Below are 21,077 nucleotides of genomic sequence, written 5' to 3' on the forward strand. Positions count from 1 at the left end.
GATGCCGGGGGCAGGGTTCAGAGGTTGAAGAAATAGCGCTTGGCCGCTGCGGGGGGCAGGCGCCCACGGTGAACGTACTCGACCTTCTGGGTAACCGGGTTGGTCACCGTGCTGCCCCTGAGCAGGCGTTGCTCCTTGGTCTTGAGGTGGCCGACCACGAAGTGCTCCTTTGGCGCGTCCTGGCTGGTGTAGTGGAAGTGGGCATACCACAGGGGTTCGGCGCCGTGCATGACGACATACTCATCGATGTAGTCCTGGGGCCTGCCTGGCACGGCGGTCAGTGCCCTGCGTCGGCCTAGCCGCTCGATGTGCACCTGGTTGTGTTCAATCAGGTACTCAAGGCCCGACTGGCGCGGTGACTGGCGCAATATGGCCCGGGTCCGCAAGGTCACCCGCTTGCTGTCCAGTTGCGCCAGCAGCGCATGGATGCCATCGAGCCGTTGCTGATAGCGCTGCTGGTTGGCCGGCGACAGGTCGGGCTCCTTACCCAGGCGCGTGGCCAGGGTGGCGGCCTTGTCGGCCAGGGGCAGCCGGTGCATGTCGATCAGCTCCTCGAACTCCACCGGCAAAAAGTGCTGGGCAACGCTGGACTCCAGGAAGCTCAGCGTCTGCCTGGCTTTTGCCTGTTCGGCGTCGGCCGTTTCAAACAGCAGTTGCAGGCTGGGCCGCCGGGTTTGCGTGGCAGGTTCTGCTGCATCGTTCTTGACAGGCACCCATTCTTCTTCTTGTTTGCGGAACGTCATGATTGGCCGCTGCTGGTCGTCCACGACATCGAACAATGTCTCGTCCCCCGCGCGTGGTTGGCCCAGCAACAAACCGTGGCTTGGGGTTTCGATCAGGCCGGGCGTGTGTTTTTGCAGCTGGGCCACGCTGCTGCGGGGTGGGTAGTCCTGCAAGTCATTGTTCACGGCGGTTTCGATGTAGCGCACGTCGGCGTCGATGGGCGCAAGGCAGGCGAGCGCCGCCGGCTCCGAGGCAACGGTCAGCTTGAGGTTTTCCAGGCGGCGCAAGGCGAAGCGCAGCTGGCTGGCAATGTCGTGCAGCAGCCGGGCGCTGAGTTCTTCGCTTGCCTGTGGCAGCTCGTAGAGGCGCATGCGCTGGGAAATGGCCAGCCTGAGGTTGGTCCAGCTGCGGTCCAGCAGGTAGATCGCCCGGTCGGCCAGGTTGGGGAGTGCGATGAACTTGCGCCAGTTGCTTTCCAGGCGCAGCAAGCGGGTCGCGAGCAGTGTCCGTTCAGGGGGCACCGTCAGCAGGCTTTTCGCGTTCATGTAGCGGTCGTAGGCCGTGCCGTGCCTGCCTGCCAGGCGCTCCAGCGTATGCAGGCCTTGGCCGATCGCCTCGGCATTGCTGACCAGGCTATCGAGCTGAGGTGTGGTTTCCTCCAGCGCGCGAACATAAGCTGCGCGGTCTTCGGCGGTGGCGAAGGTGCGCAGAGGTTGCGAAGCCAGTTTTCTCAGAATGAGCTTGGACAGCAGGGTGCTTCTTGACACCTTGATCTGGAACCGTTGGAACTCCCACTGGGCTTTGCGATTGTTGTCGAGGGTGAGGCCGGTCAGTGCTGCGTGGGCCTCGACATCGGCAATGAACCTGTCCCAGAAGGCCTCGATGGCGTCGAGTTTGCCGAGGCTGAGGGCGAGCACAGTCGGGTTGTTGCTCTCGTGCACGAGCCTGGCAAGGGGCACCAATGCTGCGGTCTGAGCAATGATCTGCTGCTGCCCCTCGCTAATCCGCCTGCTCAGGGTTTCCCGTTGCTCGGCCCTTTGCGCGATCAACGCCTGCCTGCGTGGCCCACCCCCCATGCCGCCGCGCAGACGCAGGCGCAAGTCAGGCTGCCAGCGGCCGGAACTGCTGCGGCGAAGCCAGGGGCCGGGGACGGGGGGCTGGGTATCACTGAAGATCCTCGGCTGCAGGTCTTCATCCACCTTCACCTGGTAGGCATTGCCTTGCAGAATGGTCCAGTAGCGCTCGTTGTGCAGGTACAGGCCGCGCAGGTCGCCGCTGATGATCGGCATGCCAAGCCCCTCGGCGGGCGGGCTGCTGCGCAGTGCCAGCAGCGCTGAGCGCTGGGCGTTGCTCAGTTGCGCTTCGCTGCTTGCCCATTGCTGCTCCAGGTGCCTGGGCGCGACCGCTTCAATGTGTGGCAAACCCAGCGGCTCGGCAGGGGAGACACTGGCTTCACCCGGCAGGCGCGCAGGGCGCTGCAGCGGCAACCGTGGTGCGGCATGGGCGAAGATGGCCAGGCCAACGTTGACCAGCAGGTTGACCAGGGCAATGCGCTGCTGGCTGCTGCCGTGCGGGTTGCCGGTTTGCAGGAACTGTTTCAGCGCCACGGCGATCTGGGCCAGCCAGACCAACGTGCCGACGGGGCCCCTGACGAAGGGCAGCGCGGCGTTCAGCAGCAGCCAGCCCAGGGTTGTCCAGCGCTCCCAGCGGGTTTGCTCGGAGGTGGCCGAGTGGGCGCGGAAATCGGCGATGGTTTCCTCGACGCAGCCCAGGTACACGGCCTGGCCGAGGTGAATGAGCGGGGCCGCGTCGGCCAGGGTGACCGGCGCGGGCCGTTCATAGGGAACGCCCAGCACGGTCAGTTCCAGCAGGCCGGGCAGGTTGGGTTCGGCGAAACCGCCGTGGTCATAGACCTTGCGCACGTCGTCGGGCAGGCGCCGGAGGATGTCATCCTGCAGCGCACCGGCCGTGCCGAGCGCGCTCAACAGGTGGTTACGGCTTGGGAACTCCAGCAGTGACTGGGCGCTCAGGGGGCGATACAGGATGCACGGCTCGCCCGGTTCGGCACTGGCGGCTTCGATCAGCCAGGCATTGGCTACCCAATCCACCTCGGCGCCGGCTTCGCGGACCAGGCCCAGTGGGCCAACGCCCCAGCGCCCGGCCTTCGCGGCAAACGCCTCGCTTACCGCCAGGCGTGCGGCTGGGCTCAATTGTTTGCGCAGCGCCAGCGCCAGGGCTTCGGTCGGCGCCTGCACCCGCAACTGGTCGGCGAGCAGGCGTTCGCGCCTTTTGCGCTCGGGCAAATTATCCAGCAACGTGGCTTGCAGCATTTGCGGGTACACCCGGCCGATGTCCAGCTCGGTGACCATCGTTTGGAGATAACGTTCGGTCAACCAGTCGGGCAGGGCCATGCCCTTTTTGTGCTGCAGTTCGACCCTGCCGGGCCGGATCAGCCCCCAGTTGCCGATTGCCAGGTGGGCCAGGCTGAAGCGTACCGCGGTGACGGTGCCATCTACCTGCCCGGTGGGGAGCGCAACGGCCAGGGCCTGGTGGTTGATGACCTCGACTTCCCACGGCTCCAGCTCATGCCCTGGGTGTGTGTTGTCGAGGTAGGCGTTGATTCGGGTGTAGGTGAAGACGGTGGCGTCGTCGATGCCGTCAAGCCAGGTAGCGCCCTTGGCCGTGGCCGCTCTTTCGGCAATGTCGATCAAGCTGTGGGCGTAGGCGACGAGGCTGTGCTCGTCGGCGTCATGCAGCCATCCCGGCAGCAGGCTGGCGGCGGCGTGAAGCGGGTCGCGTTCGGCCTTGGGGCAGAGGTCGAGCAGCGAGGTGAGGTGGCTCAGCGCCAGGCACAGGTGCTGGGCATCGTCCTGCGGGCCGTGGCGCTCGGCGATGCGGTCGATGATCCCCAGTTGCTGCTCCAGCACGTGCCCCGCCAGTGCCTCGAATGCATGGCCGGTGAGCGGTTGCGAGTACAGCTGTGGTTGGCTGTTTGCCAGCGCCGGCCACAGGCGCCCGAGCGCCTGCTGCAAGGCGGCGTAGGAGGCGAACACCTGCAGGTGGCCGTTCAAGGCGTAGAGGATCACCGGGGCGTGTTCCCCGCCTTGGGCGTCGGCAATCAGCAAGGCGCCGGCCAGTTCGTGCAGGCGCAGGCTTTGGGTGAGATCGAGCGACAGCAGCGACAGTTCAGGCTTGGCGTTGCCCGGCGCGCCTTGGCGGGCCTCATGGGAGGGGTAGGAAGCGACTGTCGAGGCCAGGGCGAGCAGGCCAGGTTCGACCGTGCCGGGCGGCACCGCGCTGATGCTGTTCGACAGCTGCTGGCGCAGGTAATCGGCGTAGCGTTGCCAGGGCGTATGCCCGGTACCGTCGGGCTGGTTCCAGTAGTCGACCAGTGCCTGCCGGTAGTCGTCGAGCAGCACCGGGCCGCAATCGTTGACCAGTTGCTGAACCTGGGCCAGGTCCAGGTCAAGGCCGGTAACGTCGTTGGCCGATTCCAGCAGCGTGTCGGAGGGGGCCTGCAGCAACAGGTCGCTGCGCCGGCAAAAGCGCTCGATCAGTACCTCGGGCAAGGGGCGGGTGTTGTCGTACTCAGCGTTTGCACTGAAACTCCGCAGGTAGAGGCCGGCGGGTGAATGGGGGCTGATCGAGCGCGCTTGCCACTGCGTGCCCAGGCGCTGCGCAGCCACCGAAGGCAGGGTTGGGCAGCCCTGGAACAGGTGGGTCAGCGTGCAGGAAAAGTCGCTGTGGTGCATCAGGTTGGCGGCGATGAGGCTCATGGGTGGCAGGCTCCAAGGTGTTGGGGCCGCCATTGGAACGGGGCGCATGCCGTGCGCGGCGGTAGCCGGGTAATGCCATGTACACTGCCGATGAGCGGAATCCTGGCTGTTTCTGCTAAATTCCCCGGTATTTGCTGTTGCTCATGGCGGCACGGCACCTTAGACTGCCGCCCCCTGTAAAAGAGTGCCGGTTGGCGCTTGAAGAATTCCGCTGCCGATGCCAAGGCGTCGGCGGCACCTGAATCGCCCAAATGCACATTTTTTCATAGAGAAATCGATGACAAAGGAACAGTTGCTGGCCATGTCGGCCGATGACTACATGAACGCTGAACAGCTGGCCTTCTTCACTGAGCTGCTGCAGGCGATGAAAGTCGAAACCCATGAACGCATCGAGCTCAGCCGCACTACCATCGAAGGCCTGGATACCCCGTCGGACCCTGCCGACGTGGCCTCGGTCGAGGAAGAGCGCAGCTGGCTGGTCAATGCCATCGACCGCGACCAGCGCCTGCTGCCGCAGCTGGAAATGGCCCTGGACCGTATCTCCGACGAGAGCTTCGGCTGGTGCGACGACAGTGGCGAGCCGATTGGCCTGAAGCGCCTGCTGATCAGCCCGACCACCAAGTACTGCATCGAAGCCCAGGAACGCCACGAGCAGCTCGACCGCCACCAGCGGCAGATCTGACCGAGCGCTGAGCGCCAGGCCCCAGGGAGCGATCCCTGGGGCTTTTTGCATTTGTGTTGCTGCAGGTCACTTGCGGATTTATTGCTTGCGGCGTAACACTGCTGTACCAGGATGCACTGTTTTGTGCGTGATGGCAGGCGTATCATGGCTTCATCGTTAGGGTGCTAATTAAATTCCGGAGGGAATGATGAATAGCCGAGTCGATGTGGCCGTGATGATTGGCTCCGGCGTGCCGGCCACCTTGCAGGCCATGGGCAAGCGGGTGTGCTGGGTGGTACTGGTGAACGGCGAGCGGCGTGGTACGGCGTTCGCCAGCCGCGACGAGGCGCTGGAGTGCCAGGCCGCCTGGTTGCAGCAGTTGTGCAAGGGGCACGCGGCCTGAGGGCGGGTTGCACCGAATAGCTGGCAAGAAATGCGCTTTACCTCTCGACGGATTTCGGTGTTTTCGTGCATATTCATTTGCCGGTAATGCGCCGATGGATTGCAGTGCACTTTCTGCCGAGAGGCCTGACGTTATCCCGTGCATCTTTTCTGGCGAACGTGTTGTCAGACAGTGTGCTTCCCCGGGTGGGGAATGGGCTTGAAGCCTGCTTCAAGGCCTTATCTGGCAAGCCAGAGTAAAATTTCCTGCGTGCTGCATCGTCAGCAGGCACAGACGCTTCATGCATCACCTTATTACTCTTTAATGCCTTTCGAATTGAAATGGCCGTGCCTTGCCGAGTTCGGGCGAGGGCGGATGTCACCGGTTTGAGGATTACTTCATTGGCAGTCAGTACACTTGATACCCACGCCTTGTTTGCCCTGGGCGATTTGCGCGGTCAGTTGGCCAAGCTGTTCCAGGGTCGTTTCATCTATGTCACCGAACAAAGCCCAGAAGGCCTGTACATGGCCGAGATCGACACCGAGAGCGCCTTGGTAGTCGATGACAAGCAGCGCCTGGAATTGAAAGTGGGCGACCACTTCCGCGCCGCGGTATTGCCCAGCCGTGAGGGCGGCAAGCTGGAAATGCGTTTTCGCGAAATCAAGCTCAACGTCTATGGCGTGGGCGACTACGCCTTCGTGTCGGTGCCCGAAGGTGAAGGCATCGTGTTCCGCGAAGGCCACGGCGTGATGCTGGTGTTCGCTGCCCAGCAGCAAGTGCAGGAAGGCCTGGGCAAGCTGCTCAAGGCTGTCACCGGCAAGGTGGCCAAATGGCGCAAGGGTGAGCTCACCACCTTCAAGGCCAGTGAATGACCGAGGGCGATGATTCGCCGGCCACCCGTGCCAGCTTCCACCGCCAGCACCAGGCCCAGGCCGAGGCCGAAGCCATGCGGTTGCTGGGGCAGCGCGAAGTGATGGGGGCCGCCTGGTTGACCTGGGTGGCGGCGCAGCTTTACCAGCTCAGCCCGCCGCCCTATGCCGCCATGGTGCGGCGTGAACTGCAGCGCCTGGCCCAGGGCTGAGGCCGCTTGCGTTCAGTGGCCGCGGTCGCGGCCGCTGCTGACCTCTTCGGGCACGGCTTCCTTGGCCATGCGCTTGCGAAACAATGCAGCCCTGGCCAACAGCAGGGTAGTCACCGGCACGGTGATCGACAGCAGGATCGGAATCAGCCAGGCATGCAGCACCGGGCCTTCCTTGAGCCAGGAAAAGTAGATGATCGACGCCAGTGCCACGCACCAGGCGCCAATGGTCGACGCCAGGGCGGGTGGGTGCATGCGCTGGAAGTAGTCCTTCAGGCGTAGCAGGCCGATGGCGCCAATCAGCGCGAACAGGCTGCCCATCAGCAGCAGCGCAGCGGTGACCAGCTCCAGCCAGAAGGGCAGCATCAGGGCCTTGGTCATTCGATCACCTCCCCACGCAGCAGGAACTTGGCCAGGGCGAACGAGCCGACGAAGCCGAACAGCGCGATCAGCAGGGCGCCTTCGAAATACGTGTCACTGGCGTAGCGAATGCCCAGCACCAGCATCATCAGCATGGCCAGGATGTACAGGTAGTCCAGCGCCAGAACCCGGTCCTGGGCAGAGGGGCCGCGGAACAGCCGCACCAGTGCCAGGCCCATGGCCAAGGTGAAGATGAACAGGCTGGCGAGGACTGCGTTGGCGAGCAGGCCTGTCATTGGAATATCTCCATCAGCGGGCGTTCGTAGGTGTGCTTGAAATGCTCGATGAAAGCCGCCTCGTCGTCCAGGTCGAATACATGCAGCAACAGGATGCTGCGGTCCAGGGCCAACTCCGACCACACCGTGCCGGGTACCACCGTGGTGATCATCGACAGTGCCGCCAGGCCATGGGTGTCACGCAGGTCGAGCGGGATGTGCACGAAGGCAGAGCGCGGCGGCTTGCGGCCGGCGCGCAGCACGCCAATGGCCACTTGCAGGTTGGAGTGGATGACATCCAGGCCGACCCGGCCGATCAGCCGGGCAATCACCAGGGGCCGACGCACATGGGCGTGTTGCGGGCGCAGCGGCGCCATCAGCAGGGGCGCCAGCACGCCCAGCGCGGCGCCCAGCAACAGGTTGCCCGGGCTGACGGACAGGTTGAGCAGCAGCCACAGCACGAACAATGCGGCCGATAACAGCGGTGCGGGGAACAGTTTGCTCATGGCTGCACCTGTACGTCGAGGGTGGTCGGGCCTGGCAATGGCCGCGCGGCCATCACCGCCTGGATGTAAGCCTCGGGCGTTTGCAGGCTGGCGGCGGTGTCCTGGGTGTAGCGCAGCAGCGGTTCGGCCCGCACGCTGAGGATGATGCACAGGCCAAGCAGGATCACGATTGGCAGGCATTCGTAGCGGCGCAATACCGGCGAGGGGCGCTCCTCGGGCTTCCAGAAGCGCTGGATGCCCACCCGGCCAAAGGCGATCAGCGAGGCCAGGCCCGAGAGAATCAGCAAGCTGACCAGCACCCAGCCAGTGACGGGCAGCGGCTGCTCCGTCGGTACGCCCAACCCTTGCGGGTTGAACAGTGCACTGATCAGGTTGAGCTTGCCGACGAAGCCTGACAGTGGCGGCATGCCGATGATCAGCAGGGCGCAGGCGATGAAGCTCAGGCCCAGGAACGCCATGGTCCAGGGAATGATCTGCCCGACCACCACTTTCTGCTCGTCGTCCAAGTTGCTGCCCTTGGGCGGGTGCAGCGATTCGAGTGGCGGCGGGATGGCGTCCTCTTCGTCTTCGAGCGGCGCTTCGTTGGCCGAGCGCGAGCGCTCGACCAGCTCGGCCAGGAGGAACAGCGCGCACAGCGCCAGGGTCGAGTTGACCAGGTAGAACAAGGCTGCGCCGGTCAGGGCCGACTGGGCGAAGCCAACAGCCCCCAGCAGGGTGCCTGCCGACACCAGGATGCTCAAGGCCGCCATGCGCTCCAGGCGTTGTGCGGCGAGGATCGACACGGCGGCCACGGCCAGGGTCGCCAGGCCGCCGTACACCAGCCACTGGCTGCCAAAGTGCGCCGAAGCCCCGGCCTGGCCGGAGAACAGCAAGGTCCACAGGCGCAGCACGGCATACAGGCCAACCTTGGTCATGATGGCGAACAGCGCCGCCACCGGCGCGCTGGCTGAGGCATAGGCCGGCACCAGCCAGAAGTTCAGTGGCCAGATGCCGGCCTTGGCCAGGAAAGCCATGGCCAAAATGGCCGCGCCGGCGTGCAACAGGCCGCGGTCGGCTTCCGGCACCAGGGGAATCTTCAGGGCCAGGTCGGCCATGTTCAGGGTGCCGGTAACGCCATACAGCATCGCGGCGCCTACCAGGAACAGCGACGAGGCGAACAGGTTGATGGCGATGTAATGCAGCCCGGCGCGCACCCGTGCCCGGCCCGAGCCGTGCAGCAGCAGGCCATAGGAGGCGGCCAGCAGCACTTCGAAAAACACGAACAGGTTGAACAGGTCGGCGGTGAGGAAGGCGCCGTACAGGCCCATGAGCTGGATCTGGAACAGCGCGTGGAAGCTGGCCCCGGCACCATCCCAGCGGGCGCGGGCGAACAGCAAGGCGCACAGGCCGATGACCCCGGTCAGGGTCAGCAGCAGGGCTGACAGGTGGTCCACCACCAGCACGATGCCGAACGGCGCGGGCCAGTTGCCGGGCAGGTAGACGCCGATGGATTCCGCCTGGCCCTGGGTGCGCACCCACAGCAGCAGGGTGACGGCGATGGCAAGGCCCGCGGCGGTCGACAGCAGGTTCAGGCGTGCCTTGACCTTTCGGTGCTTTTCACCCAGCAACAGCATCAGCGCCGCGGTGAGCAGCGGCAGCAGGATGGGGGCGACGATCAGTTGGCTCAGGCCCGTCATTCGTCACGCTCCCGGCCGTCGACGTGGTCGGTACCGGTCAGGCCGCGCGAGGCCAGCAGCACCACCAGAAACAGCGCGGTCATGGCGAAACTGATGACGATGGCAGTCAATACCAGCGCCTGGGGCAGCGGGTCGGTGTAGTGCAGCAGGTCCTGGGTGACGCCGTCCTTGATGATCGGCTCCTTGCCGATGAACAGGCTGCCCATGCTGAAAATGAACAGGTTGACCCCATAGGACAGCAGGCACAGGCCCATGATCACCTGGTAGGTTCGCGGGCGCAGGATCAGCCACACGCCCGATGCGGCCAGTACGCCGATGGCGACTGCAATGACTTCTTCCATCAGGCGGCTCCTGCTTGGCTGGTTTTCGCCGGGTTGCCCGGGCGGTAGGCGCGCACCGACTGGTGCGCCAGGGCGGTGAGGATCAGCAGGGTCGAGCCAACCACCACGGTGTACACGCCGATGTCGAAGAACAGCGCGCTGGCCACGTGCACGTCACCCAGCAGCGGCAGGTGCAGGTGGGCGGTATGGGTGGTGAGGAACGGGTAGCCGAACAGCATGGCGCCGACCCCGGTCAGGGTTGCGCAGAACAGCCCGGTGCCCATCCAGCGCAGCGGGCGCAGGCTCATTTGCGCCTCGACCCACTGGGTGCCGGCCACCATGTACTGCAGGATGAACGCCACCGACATCACCAGCCCGGCAACAAAGCCACCGCCCGGTTGGTTGTGGCCGCGCATGAACAGGTACATCGACACCAGCAAGGCAATCGGCAGCAGCAGGCGCACCAGCACCGCCGGCACCATCATGAAACCCAGCGCGGTGTCGGTGACGTGCCGGGGGTTGATCAGGTCGGTGACCACATCGGGTGCGAGCTGGCGCTGCTGGGCAGGCAGCTGCATGCTCTCCTTCGGAGGGCGGAAGCGCCGCAGCAGAGCGAACACGGTCAGGGCCACGGCCACCAGCACGGTGATCTCGCCGAGGGTGTCGAAGCCGCGGAAGTCCACCAGCATCACGTTGACCACATTGGTGCCGCCGCCTTGCGGCAGGGCCCGGCTGAGGTAGAACGAGGAGATGTCGTTGGGGGTCGGCCGGGTCAACATGGCGTAGGACAGCAGCGCCATGCCGCCGCCCACCAGCACCGCCAGCAGCAGGTCGCGCAGGCGCCGGGCACGGGCGCGGTCGAGGCTGCCGGGCAATGGCGATACGCCTTCGATCCGCCGGGGCAGCCAGCGCAGGCCGAGCAGGATCAGCACCGTGGTGACCACCTCGACCACCAGTTGGGTCAGGGCCAGGTCCGGTGCGGAGAACCAGACGAAGGTGATGCAGGTCATCAGGCCGCACACGCCCACCATGATCAGTGCTGCCAGGCGGTGGTACTTGGCCTGGTAGGCGGCGCCGATGGCACAGGCAATGGCGATCAGCCACAGCGCGACGAACACCCCGGAGCCCGGAATTTTCGGCCGCTCGCCCCAGCTCAGGCCGCTGTAGAGCATGGGGATCAGGCCGGCAAGGAAGGCTGCCAGCACCAGCATGAACAACTGCGTCTGCAGGCGGCGCGAGGTCAGCAGGCGCTCGATGCGCCGGGCCAGCAGCATCAGCCGAACCTGGCCGTGCTCGAACAGGCGCTTGCCGTTGAAGCGCTCGATCAGCGGCGGATAGGGGAAGCGGCCCAGGCGCAGCTGCTTGCGCAGCAGCAGGTAGAGGACGGTGCCACCGCTCATGGCCACCAGGCTCATGATCAGCGGGGCATTCCAGCCGTGCCAGATGGCCAGGCTGTATTCCGGCAGGGTACCCCCCACCACCGGCAGGGCGGCGGCGGCCAGCAGCGGGCCGACCGACTGGGCCGGGAAGATGCCTACCACCAGGCAGGTCAGTACCAGCAACTCGACCGGCGCGCGCATCCAGCGGGGTGGTTCGTGGGGCGTGTGCGGCAGGTCCTGGGCGGTTGGCCCGAAGAACACGTCGACGGTAAAGCGCAGGGCATACACCACGCTGAAGGTGCCCGCGAGGGTGGCGATCACCGGCAGCGCAGCCTCGACCCAGGCGGTGGAGGAAATGAACACGGTTTCGGCGAAGAACATTTCCTTGGACAGGAAGCCGTTCATCAACGGCACGCCGGCCATCGAAGCACTGGCCACCATGGCCAGGGTCGCGGTGTAGGGCACCAGGCGAATCAAGCCGCTGAGGCGGCGGATGTCACGGGTGCCGCTTTCATGGTCGATGATGCCGGCGGCCATGAACAGCGAGGCCTTGAAGGTGGCGTGGTTGAGGATGTGGAACACCGCGGCCACGGCGGCCAGCGGGCTGTTCAGGCCCAGCAGCAGGGTGATCAGGCCCAGGTGGCTGATGGTGGAGTAGGCCAGCAGGCCCTTGAGGTCGTTCTGGAACATCGCTGCGAAGGCGCCCAGCAGCAGGGTGAGGGCGCCGGCGCCGCCGACGATCCAGAACCATTCCTCGCTGCCTGACAGCACTGGCCACAGCCGCGCCAGCAGGAACACCCCGGCCTTTACCATGGTCGCCGAGTGCAGATATGCCGAGACAGGGGTAGGCGCCGCCATGGCATGGGGCAGCCAGAACAGGAAGGGGAATTGGGCGCTCTTGCTCAGTGCGCCGATCAGAATCAGCGGCAGCAGCACGGGGTACAGGGCGTGCTGGCGGATGGTTTCGCCGGCGGCGAGCACCTTGTCCAGGTCGTAGCTGCCGACCACATGGCCCAGCAGCAGGGCGCCGACCAACAGGCAAAGGCCACCGGCGCCGGTGACCATCAGCGCCATGTAGGCGCCGCGGCGGGCGTCGGCGCGGTGGTGCCAGTAGCCGATCAGCAGGAACGAGAACAGGCTGGTCAGTTCCCAGAAGAACACCAGCTGTATCAGGTTGCCGGATATCACCAGGCCGAGCATGGCGCCCATGAACGCCAGGAAGAAGGCAAAGAAGCGCGGCACAGGGTCCTGGGGGGACATGTAGTAGCGGGCATACAGCGACACCAGGGTGCCGATGCCCAGTACCAGCAGCGAGAACAGCCAGGCGAAGCCGTCCATGCGCAGGACCAGGTTCAGGCCCAGGCTTGGCAGCCAGAGGAATTCTTCCCGAATGACGCCGCCATCGGCCACCTGTGGGTACAGCAGTGCTACCTGGACGGTGCCGACCAGGGCCACCAGCCCGGCAAGGATGGACTCCGAGTTGCGGGCATTGTGCGGCAGCACGGCTGCCAGGCAACTGCCGAGGAACGGCAGAAGCAGTAGCACTATCAATGACATAGCGTTCTATTCTGGAAAGGTATGCAAGGATCATACGTGCCGGGCCGTTGATCACCAACACGCAAGCTGTCGCAGAATCCTACAAAAGCGCTGTGACAAGCTGTTTTTTTATAACAGTTTTTTACAGAGCATAGCCGGTGTCGGGCGCTTTACAGGCCGGCTTCACGTTCGCAGGGTGCTTGCGCCTGGACGGCTTCATCGCTTTCGCGGTTGCGCCGCACCTTGAGTTCGCTGACCACCACGGCCACCACGATCAGCAGCCCGCCCAGCAAGGCAACGCCCGGCAGGCGCTCGCCGGCGATGCGCCCGACGATGCCGGCCCATACCGGTTCGCCGGCGTAGATGAGGGTGGCGCGGGTAGGCGAAACCGACTTCTGTGCCCAGTTCATCGCCACCTGGATGACCGCGCTCATGGCGCCCAGGCCCAGCGCGCTGAGCACCAGCAGCCAGGAGAAATCCGGCAGGCGTTCCTGGGTGGGCACGATCATCAAAAAGGCCAGCAACGAGGCCGTGGCCAGTTGCACCACGGTGACCCGGCGTACATCGACGCTGCCGGCGTAGCGGCTGATCAGGATGATCTCGGCAGCAATCGCCACCGCGCTGACCAGCGTGACCAGTTCCCCTTCGCTGAAATGCAAGGCGCCGCCTTCGGGGCCGGCCAGCAGCATCAGGCCGGTGAAGGCCAGGCAGATACCCAGGCTGGGCATCAACCCTGGGCGCCGGCCCAGCACCAGCCACTGCAGCAGTGGCACGAACGGCACATACAGGGCGGTGATGAACGCCGACTGGCTGCTGCTGATGGTTTGCAGGCCCATGGTCTGCAAGCCATAGCCGAGCATGATCGACACGCCAATCAGCACGCCGGCCTTGAGTTCGGTGAAGGTCAGCCCCGGCAGCGAGCGCGCCGAAACCAGGCCGACGAACAGGGCCGCAGCGGCAAACCGCAGGCCGACGAAGAACATCGGGCCGCTCACCGTCATCACGTTGTGCACCAGCAGGAACGTGCCGCCCCACAGCATGGTGATGAACACCAGCACCATTTCGGCCTTGCTCAGGCGCAAGCTGACGGAGGTTTTAGCGGGGACGGCGGGCTGGCTCATGGTCTTGCTCATTGGAAAGGGGCAGCGCACAATCGCCGCAAAGTGGGCAGTATACTGCGCAACCTGTGGAAGTGAGCAATATAGTGCACAAAGATTCAACGCACCGTGCATCGGTGCTGCAGCATGTCAGCCTCAATGTCCGAAGCCTGCGCAACGCGGCGGGTATGAGCCAGAGCGCCCTGGCCGAGCGCTCCGGGGTGAGCCGGCGGATGCTGGTAGCCATCGAGGCAGGCGAGAAGAACGTCAGCCTGACCACCCTTGACCTGATCGCCGAAGCCCTTGGGGTGGCGTTCAGCCAGTTGATTCAGGCGCCTGACCAGCGTGACCCGGGGCGCATCAACGAACTGGCGTGGGCTGGGGAGCATGCCCAGAGCAAGGCCGTGCTGTTGGCCAGCAGCAGCGCCCGGCGTGAGGTGGAGATCTGGGAATGGACCCTGGCACCTGGCGAATATTACGCCAGCGAAGCCGATGCCGAGGGCTGGAGCGAGCAGATCTACGTGTGCGAGGGCCAGCTTACGTTGATCATCGAAGGCGTCGAGCATTGCCTGCTGGGTGGGCAGTTCCATGTCTTTCCCAGCGATTGTCGTTATGCCTACCGCAACGACGGCGGTAGGCCGGTGCGCTTTGTGCGCAATGTGGTGATCTGATTTTGCCCTGAAGGGCTTCCGGGGGGCGCGCGCAGGCCTCGTAGGAGCGAGCAAAGCTCGCGAAAAGGCCCTCAAGGCAAATGCGGCCCAGGCCCCGATTCGGCCAGGTGATCCTGGCGATTGCGCAGCGGGCATTCTTTCAGCGACATGCAACCACAGCCGATGCAGCCATCGAGCTGGTCGCGCAGCCGGATCATCTCATCGATTCTCCGGTTCAGGTCTTCCCGCCAGCCCGCCGACAAGCGCTGCCAGTCTTCGGCGCTTGGCGTGTGGTCGATGGGCAACGCGGCCAGGGCCGTGGCGATCTCGGCCAGGGGAATGCCCAAGCGCTGGGCCATCTTCACCACGGCCACCCGGCGCAGCATCGCCCGCGGGTAGCGGCGCTGGTTGCCGCCATTGCGGGTGCTCTGGATCAGCCCTTTGGTTTCATAGAAATGCAGCGCGGTCACGGCCACGCCGCTGCGCGCGGCCAACTGGCCGACACTGAGCAGCTTTTCCTGGGAAGCGGGTATTGAGGTGCGCATGGGAAAAAACACTTGACCTTGAGTTAACTGGAGGTTTTACCCTGCCAGCCATTGCCTAGCAAGCGCCTTGAACAAGGAGACTGCCCATGTCGGCCACCCCGCCAACGCTGTGGTTCACCCAGATGATCGAATATGAAGTGCCGAGCTCGCGCCAGGCGGCGCTGGCCCAGGCGTTGGTTACCCGTAGCGAGGAGCTGGCGGCACGCTGCCAGGGCTTGCAAGGGGTCAGCATCCAGGCCAGTGACGACGGCAGCCGGGTATTGCAATACCTGCAATGGCAGTCGCGCCAGGCCTGGGCCGCAGCGGCGGACTGCTTTGGCGAGGCGCCATTCTTCGACCTGTTGAGCCAGCACCAGGCGCGCAGTGCCAACTTCACCGCCTATCAGGCCTTGCGCAGCCTGGTACGCGGCAGCGATGGCGCTTTGCAGTGCCAGGTGGTAGGCATTCAGGCGTACCACGGAGCGTAGTGCGGGTAGCGGTCCAGGCGCGCGCCGATCACCATTTCGCTGATCCAGGCGGCGAGGATCGTGCTGTAGGCTTTCTGGCTCTGCTCGCTGGACAGGGCATGGTCGGCGCCATCGACGATGCGGTGGGTCAGGGAGTGAGCGCCGACGAACGCCGAGCGGTAGCTCATCAGCGTGGTGTGCGGCACATAATCGTCCTGTTCCGACTCCACCAGCAGCACATCGCCGAGGAATTCTGCGCAGGCGGCCAGCGCGCGGTTGTCGGCTGGGCCCAGCAGGCGCCGCCGGTAATCGTTCAGGCGCTGGCGGTCGAGGGCCTGCTTGGGCAGTGTCCATTCATCGTCCCAGTACATCGCCGGCACCCGCAGGGCCAGCCACTTCACCGGCCGCTGCAGGGTCAGCAAGGTTGCCAGGTAGCCGCCATAGCTGCTGCCGATCAGGGCAATGGCGCTGCTGTCCACGGCGGGGTGGCTGACCAGGCGGTCGTAGGCGGCCAGCAGGTCCTTGAGGTTGTCTTCGCGGGTGACGCTCAGGCGTTGGCTCTCGGTCTTTTCGTGGCCGCGCAGGTCGAAGGTCATGCACACGCAACCCAGGCCGGTGATGTGCCGCGCACGGGCCAAGTCGCGCTGCTGGCTGCCGCCCCAGCCGTGAACGAAGAGGATGCCGGGCATCTTGCTGCCAGGGCTGACCAGGGTGCCGGCGATGCGGTCGTTGTCCACCTGCAGTTCAACGGTTTCACTCTGAATGCTCATGCTGGCGAATCCGTGCGTATTTGCTGAGTTGTCCGAGTTCACGGTCGTTTCCTTGATAGAAGAGGGTGGCGTCGGGCGGCAGTTGCGTACTGCCGAAGACTTCGTGGGTGGAGGCCACGACCCGCTGCAGTGCAGGGTCGTCGGCGAAGGCCTGCAGGGCCAGCAGCTCGGCGCTACTGGCACCACCCATGCGCCAGGACTGTTCGAGCACGCCACTGCGCAGGTGCCCCTGGGGGTTGCTGCCACGGGCGATGTCATAGTTGCGCCGGGAGGCGATGAAACTGGGGAAGTGCCGTTCGGCGGCGTGTTCGTAGGCCATTGCCTGGTTGATCGCCAGGCGCAGGTAATCTTCCAGGGGCAGCTGCAGCAGGGCCTGGTAGTCACCGCGCACCACCACCAGTTCGGAGCCGCCGTACACTTCACAGCCCTGATGGTCGCGGGTCAGCTGCTGGGTGCCGTGATAGCTGCAGGTGAGGCCGGCGACCCGCACCTGGCCCACGCTGAAGGTCTGCACTTCGCTCAGGTCTTCTTCCAGCACCAGGCCCCAGCGCGCCAGCTCCGAGTCATCCATGGCGGCCAGCAATGGCTCCAGCGCAGCGAGCGTGTCGATGACCTGCTGGCCGCGCCCGGCGCTGGCCCGTACCGGCTTGACTCGCAGCGGGCCATCGCGCAGCAGCAACTGTGCGGCGCGACGGGCATCGGCCTTGCTGAAGATGGTGTAGCCGCACAGCAGCGCATCGCTGGCTTGGCGTGCGAACGCATCGGTCCAGCCAGGGGGAAAACTGGCATCGGCGGGTAGCGGGTGGGAGATGGCCTTGGTGGCCATGTACGGCTGGCTGACCAGGCCACCGAACAGGTCGTCTTCACTGACAATACCCAGTGCGGCGTAGCGCTGTGGGTCGATCAGGGTTTCGCTGGGCAGGTAATAGCAGTGCCTACCCGCGGTGGCCGGCACCTCGGTGAGCACGGTATCGCAGCCCAACAGCCCGGCCAGCCCGTCGGCAAGCTTCAGGTGCACCTGGTGTTCGTGTTCTGGTGTGTGCTCGCGGGTATCGAGCAGCACCAGGGCCGTTTTCGGCCCGTTGTGGGCACTGGGCATGGGGCGTGCCTGTGTGCAATGAATGTACTGGTTGTGAAGCCCCGGTTGGCGGGAAGTTCAGCTGCGCATGATCGGTGGTTGCCTGTGGTTGTAGGAAGCGTCTGTTTTGCCGGTGGCGTGTTGGGCAGAGGATGCCGTGGGTCGGTCGCGGCGATTGCGGCGTCGAGGTGGCTGTTCCATTATCCTCAGTCTGGATCAACCACGATGTCCGCAGGAGTGCGCATGAACGTTCAGACCACCATCGAGCAACACGTGCCGGAGCGCCTGGCGCGGGTGCGCGCGGTCATGGCCAGGGAGGGCGTCGATGCCTTGCTGGTGCCCTCGGCCGACCCACACCTGTCCGAGTACCTGCCGGGGTATTGGCAAGGGCGGCGCTGGTTGTCCGGGTTCGATGGCTCGGTCGGCACCCTGGTGGTGACGGCGGGCTTTGCCGGTGTGTGGGTGGACAGCCGTTACTGGGAGCAGGCCGAGCGCGAGCTGGCCGGCAGTGGCATCGAGCTGATGAAGCTGCTACCCGGCAAGCCGGGGGCGCTGGAGTGGCTGGGCGACAACGTGCCGGCCCAGGGCGCAGTCGCGGTGGATGGCGCGGTCATGGCGCTGGCCTCGGCCCGCCAGCTGGAAGAGCGCCTGCGCGCACGCGATGTGCGGTTGCTCAGCGATCGGGACCTGCTGGCCGAAGTGTGGGAGGGGCGGCCGGCGTTGCCGGGTAATGCGGTTTACCAGCACCTGCCGCCTTACGCCACGGTCAGCCGCCAGGAAAAACTTGGCCAGCTGCGCCAGGCCATGGCCGAGAAAGGCGCGCACTGGCACTTTATCGCGACCCTGGACGACATCGCCTGGTTGTTCAACCTGCGCGGTAGCGACGTGTCCTACAACCCTGTGTTCGTTTCCTTCGCCTTGATCGGTGAGCGCGAGGCGACGTTGTTCGTGGCGGCAGACAAGGTCGACGCGCCGCTGCGGCGTATCCTCGAAGCCGACGGGGTCCAGGTGCGTGCCTACAGCGAGATCCACGCGGCATTGGCCGCACTGCCGGCGAGCAGTCGCGTGCTGCTGGACCCGGCCCGGGTGACCTGTGGCCTGGTGAAGCACCTGAATGCGGATGTGCAGTTGGTTGAAGGGCTCAACCCAACCACCTTGAGCAAGTCACGCAAGGGGGACGCTGAGTTGCAGCATATTCGCCAGGTCATGGCGCAGGATGGTGCGGCGCTGTGCGAATTCTTCGCCTGGTTCGAGGCCCATCAGGGCCGCGAAGTGCTCACCGAGCTGACCGTCGATGAACAGCTCAGCGCCGCCCGAGCCCGGCGCCCGGGCTTCGTTTCATTGAGTTTCTCGACCATTGCCGCCTTCAACGCCAATGGCGCGATGCCGCATTACCGCGCCACCGAGCAGTCCCATGCGCGGATCGAGGGCGATGGCCTGTTGCTGATCGACTCGGGCGGGCAGTACCTGGGTGGCACCACCGATATCACCCGCATGGTGCCTATCGGCACGCCAAGCCTTGCCCAGAAGCAGGACTGCACCCGTGTGCTCAAGGGCATGATCGCCTTGTCCCGTGCCAGCTTCCCGCGAGGGATTCTTTCGCCCCTGCTCGATGCCATCGCGCGGGCGCCGATCTGGGCCGACCAGGTCGACTATGGGCACGGTACTGGCCATGGCGTGGGTTATTTCATGAATGTGCACGAGGGGCCGCAGGTGATCGCCTACCAGGCGGCGACCACGCCGCAGACCGCGATGCAGGCGGGCATGATCAGTTCCATTGAGCCTGGTACCTATCGCCCTGGCGCCTGGGGCGTGCGGATCGAGAACCTGGTGGTCAATCGCGAGCAGGGCAAGAGCGAATTTGGTGACTTCCTGGCCTTCGAGACGCTGACGCTGTGCCCGATCGACACGCGCTGCCTGCTGCCTGAACGGCTAACTGCAGAGGAACGGGAGTGGCTGAACGGCTACCACGCCACGGTGCGTGAACGCCTGGCGCCCTTGCTGCAGGGAGAGGCGCTGGCCTGGCTGCAGGCGCGCACGGCTACCGTGTGAGGGCAGGCGGGGCGTGAACGGAAAAGGGCAGCCAGCGGCTGCCATTTTCATTTATTTGCAGATGACGATCATGCTGCGGCTGGTGTAGCCCGCCGGGTTGATACCAAACAGGTAGTCCCCCGGTTCTTCGTCGGCGTCGCCGGAGCGGGCGATGACTTTGTAGCCGCGTGAGCTGCAGGCAGATTCTGCCTTGCTGTAGCACTTGTCCCATGACGAGGAGAGGCCGGAGCAATTGATATGCATGCCCTTCTTCCCCCGCTTGACTTCAGTCTTGGCCGTTGCGGCGCATCCAGCAATGGCCAGGATTGCCAGGATGAGCAAAATACGTTTCATGCCTGTCCTTAATTGCAGGGCCGCTCGGTTGTCGGGCCCTGTCGTTATCGCTTCGGTTCTTCCTGAAGGTTCCCCAGCTTCCGTGTTTGCATCAGTAGATAGCGTAAAGATTATGATTTTGTGACAGCTTAATCAGCCAGGCAGGCTGGGACAATGGTTAATACCGTCTCAAATGCAAATATTTCTCAAATCAGTCCGCGGCAACCGGCGGGTTCGCTTCCCTGCGCATGGACAGGGTGGCGCCAACTGAAGCCGTGATGATGGCAAGGATGGCCAGCCATTGGGTGGAGCTCAGTACCTCACCCAGGAACAGCAGCCCGGACAGCGCGCCGATGGCCGGCTCGATGCTCATCAGGGTGCCGAAGGTGCGTGCGGGCATGCGGGTCAGGGCGACCATCTCCAGGCTGTAGGGCAGGGCGGTGGACAACAGGGCGACTGCCAGCGCCACGGGAATGACTGCCGGTGTAAGCAGGGCGCTGCCGGCATGCACGATGCCGATGGGGGCGACAAAAATGGCGGCGACCACTACACCGAGCGCCGCACTCTGAATGCCGTGCTCGGCGCCGGCGCGTTGGCCAAACAGGATGTACAGCGCCCAGCACACGCCGGCGCCCAGGGCATAGACCGCCCCCTGCAGGTCGAGCGGTTGGCCGCCATGGCCGACGGGCAGCAGCAATAGCAGGCCGGCGACTGCCAGGGCAATCCAGAGGAAATCCAGGGCGCGGCGCGAGGCGAACAGTGCCACTGCCAGGGGGCCGGTGAACTCCAGCGCCACGGCGATGCCCAGGGGTGTGGTTTGCAGTGACATATAGAAGAGGAAGTTCATGCCGCCCAGGGACATGCCGTAGATGACCACATTGCGCAGGGTGTTGGCGGTCATGCGCACCCGCCAAGGGCGCAGGATGAGCAGCATGATGATGCTGGCGAAGATCAGGCGCAGGGTGGTGGTGCCTTGCGCGCCGATGATGGGAAACATGCTTTTGGCCAGTGAGGCGCCGGACTGGATGGAGGCCATGGCGATGAGCAGCAGGCCGATGGGAAAGAGCGTGGCGGCCAGGCTGCGGGGCTGGGTGTTCATTTCTGCGCGGCTATCCTTGGGGGGGGCGGGGGGTGAGGGGCGGGAGCGCGGGCTGGGGGGTGTGTTGTGTAGTTCGGGGAGGTGTCGAGGGGGGGGGGAGGGGGGTGTGCAATATAGTGCGCAATTGCCGGGGTGGGGTGCAAGGGTGGTTTTCTAGGTGCCTGCCTTTATAGGTGCCTGCCTTTATAGATGTGGCGCCTGTGAGATCGAGCGCCGCCCGCGCGGCGCTTCGCGAGCTTTGCTCGCTCCTACGTTTGTTTCGGGCCAGTGTTCATGTGGCCACCGCGCGCGGCCCCTTGTTTGTACGCCGCGATATCCAGGCATGCGCCAAGGCGTTCGCGCGCCAATCCCCCAGG

The 21,077-nt window shown here is 64.9% G+C and carries 20 protein-coding genes; 7 read left to right on the forward strand and 13 right to left on the reverse strand.

What is annotated here, in order from left to right:
- Positions 1-17: 17 nt before the first annotated feature.
- Positions 18-4,499 (reverse strand): hypothetical protein, encoded by a 4,482-nt coding sequence (locus tag F3J45_RS21080; RefSeq protein ID WP_167067316.1) that lies wholly within the window; start codon positions 4,497-4,499, stop codon positions 18-20.
- A gap of 277 nt (positions 4,500-4,776) precedes the next feature.
- Here F3J45_RS21080 and F3J45_RS21085 point away from each other — a divergent pair, with 277 nt between their 5' ends.
- From F3J45_RS21085 to F3J45_RS21100, 4 genes are all read left to right on the forward strand, one after another.
- Positions 4,777-5,181, forward strand: coding sequence for a TraR/DksA family transcriptional regulator (locus F3J45_RS21085; protein WP_167067319.1), 405 nt, complete (start codon positions 4,777-4,779; stop codon positions 5,179-5,181).
- Between the two features lie 187 nt (positions 5,182-5,368).
- Positions 5,369-5,563, forward strand: coding sequence for a hypothetical protein (locus F3J45_RS21090; RefSeq protein WP_167067322.1), 195 nt, complete (start codon positions 5,369-5,371; stop codon positions 5,561-5,563).
- 380 nt (positions 5,564-5,943) lie between these two features.
- Entirely contained in the window at positions 5,944-6,414 is a 471-nt protein-coding gene (locus tag F3J45_RS21095; RefSeq protein WP_167067325.1) for a hypothetical protein, read from the forward strand.
- Positions 6,411-6,623 (forward strand): hypothetical protein, encoded by a 213-nt coding sequence (locus tag F3J45_RS21100; RefSeq protein ID WP_167067328.1) that lies wholly within the window; start codon positions 6,411-6,413, stop codon positions 6,621-6,623. Before F3J45_RS21095 ends, F3J45_RS21100 begins: the two co-directional genes overlap by 4 nt.
- Before the next feature lie 12 nt (positions 6,624-6,635).
- On the opposite strand, the gene F3J45_RS21105 is transcribed toward F3J45_RS21100, so the two are convergent.
- The 7 genes from F3J45_RS21105 to F3J45_RS21135 all read right to left on the reverse strand — a co-directional run bounded on the left by F3J45_RS21105 (position 6,636) and on the right by F3J45_RS21135 (position 13,793).
- Positions 6,636-7,001 carry a Na+/H+ antiporter subunit G gene (locus tag F3J45_RS21105; protein WP_167067335.1) on the reverse strand — a complete coding sequence of 122 codons (366 nt, stop codon included), beginning with the start codon at positions 6,999-7,001 and terminating at the stop codon, positions 6,636-6,638.
- On the reverse strand, positions 6,998-7,276 hold the full coding sequence (locus tag F3J45_RS21110) for a K+/H+ antiporter subunit F (protein ID WP_167067341.1): 279 nt from the start codon (positions 7,274-7,276) through the stop codon (positions 6,998-7,000). The genes F3J45_RS21105 and F3J45_RS21110 overlap by 4 nt, the downstream gene beginning before the upstream one ends.
- Positions 7,273-7,761 carry a Na+/H+ antiporter subunit E gene (locus F3J45_RS21115; RefSeq protein ID WP_167067345.1) on the reverse strand — a complete coding sequence of 163 codons (489 nt, stop codon included), beginning with the start codon at positions 7,759-7,761 and terminating at the stop codon, positions 7,273-7,275. Before F3J45_RS21115 ends, F3J45_RS21110 begins: the two co-directional genes overlap by 4 nt.
- Positions 7,758-9,437: a monovalent cation/H+ antiporter subunit D gene (locus tag F3J45_RS21120; RefSeq protein WP_167067349.1), complete on the reverse strand. Its 1,680-nt coding sequence runs from the start codon at positions 9,435-9,437 to the stop codon at positions 7,758-7,760. The genes F3J45_RS21115 and F3J45_RS21120 overlap by 4 nt, the downstream gene beginning before the upstream one ends.
- Positions 9,434-9,778 carry a Na+/H+ antiporter subunit C gene (locus F3J45_RS21125; protein ID WP_003250128.1) on the reverse strand — a complete coding sequence of 115 codons (345 nt, stop codon included), beginning with the start codon at positions 9,776-9,778 and terminating at the stop codon, positions 9,434-9,436. The genes F3J45_RS21120 and F3J45_RS21125 overlap by 4 nt, the downstream gene beginning before the upstream one ends.
- Complete coding sequence (locus F3J45_RS21130) at positions 9,778-12,693, reverse strand: monovalent cation/H+ antiporter subunit A (RefSeq protein ID WP_167067354.1); 2,916 nt, start codon at positions 12,691-12,693, stop codon at positions 9,778-9,780. The genes F3J45_RS21125 and F3J45_RS21130 overlap by 1 nt, the downstream gene beginning before the upstream one ends.
- 149 nt (positions 12,694-12,842) lie before the next feature.
- The gene (locus F3J45_RS21135) at positions 12,843-13,793 is read right to left on the reverse strand and encodes a DMT family transporter (RefSeq protein WP_167067358.1); all 951 of its coding nucleotides are present in this window, start codon (positions 13,791-13,793) and stop codon (positions 12,843-12,845) included.
- Positions 13,794-13,876: 83 nt separating this feature from the next.
- On the opposite strand from F3J45_RS21135, the gene F3J45_RS21140 reads away from it, so the two are divergent.
- The gene (locus F3J45_RS21140) at positions 13,877-14,440 is read left to right on the forward strand and encodes an XRE family transcriptional regulator (RefSeq protein ID WP_167067363.1); all 564 of its coding nucleotides are present in this window, start codon (positions 13,877-13,879) and stop codon (positions 14,438-14,440) included.
- Positions 14,441-14,511: 71 nt separating this feature from the next.
- Here the strand turns inward: F3J45_RS21140 and soxR are convergent, their stop codons facing one another.
- Entirely contained in the window at positions 14,512-14,964 is a 453-nt protein-coding gene (gene soxR / locus F3J45_RS21145; RefSeq protein WP_167067367.1) for a redox-sensitive transcriptional activator SoxR, read from the reverse strand.
- A gap of 86 nt (positions 14,965-15,050) precedes the next feature.
- Between soxR and F3J45_RS21150 the strand changes: the two genes are divergently transcribed.
- Complete coding sequence (locus tag F3J45_RS21150; protein WP_167067370.1) at positions 15,051-15,431, forward strand: antibiotic biosynthesis monooxygenase; 381 nt, start codon at positions 15,051-15,053, stop codon at positions 15,429-15,431.
- Here F3J45_RS21150 and F3J45_RS21155 read toward each other — a convergent pair.
- Positions 15,410-16,180, reverse strand: coding sequence for a S9 family peptidase (locus F3J45_RS21155; protein WP_167067375.1), 771 nt, complete (start codon positions 16,178-16,180; stop codon positions 15,410-15,412). The genes F3J45_RS21150 and F3J45_RS21155 overlap by 22 nt on opposite strands.
- Positions 16,164-17,279 (reverse strand): DUF3182 family protein, encoded by a 1,116-nt coding sequence (locus F3J45_RS21160; protein ID WP_167067378.1) that lies wholly within the window; start codon positions 17,277-17,279, stop codon positions 16,164-16,166. Before F3J45_RS21160 ends, F3J45_RS21155 begins: the two co-directional genes overlap by 17 nt.
- Before the next feature lie 222 nt (positions 17,280-17,501).
- Here F3J45_RS21160 and F3J45_RS21165 point away from each other — a divergent pair, with 222 nt between their 5' ends.
- Positions 17,502-19,310: an aminopeptidase P family protein gene (locus F3J45_RS21165; RefSeq protein ID WP_167067381.1), complete on the forward strand. Its 1,809-nt coding sequence runs from the start codon at positions 17,502-17,504 to the stop codon at positions 19,308-19,310.
- Between the two features lie 51 nt (positions 19,311-19,361).
- Here F3J45_RS21165 and F3J45_RS21170 read toward each other — a convergent pair whose 3' ends face one another.
- Both F3J45_RS21170 and rhtA read right to left on the reverse strand, forming a co-directional pair.
- Entirely contained in the window at positions 19,362-19,643 is a 282-nt protein-coding gene (locus F3J45_RS21170) for a hypothetical protein (RefSeq protein ID WP_167067384.1), read from the reverse strand.
- Positions 19,644-19,833: 190 nt separating this feature from the next.
- A complete protein-coding gene (gene rhtA / locus F3J45_RS21175; RefSeq protein WP_167067387.1) occupies positions 19,834-20,721 on the reverse strand; it encodes a threonine/homoserine exporter RhtA in 888 nt (295 codons plus the stop codon).
- Positions 20,722-21,077 lie beyond the last annotated feature (356 nt).

Origin of the sequence: Pantoea sp. Ap-967, assembly GCF_011752565.1 — a bacterium.
Taxonomy (GTDB): domain Bacteria; phylum Pseudomonadota; class Gammaproteobacteria; order Pseudomonadales; family Pseudomonadaceae; genus Aquipseudomonas.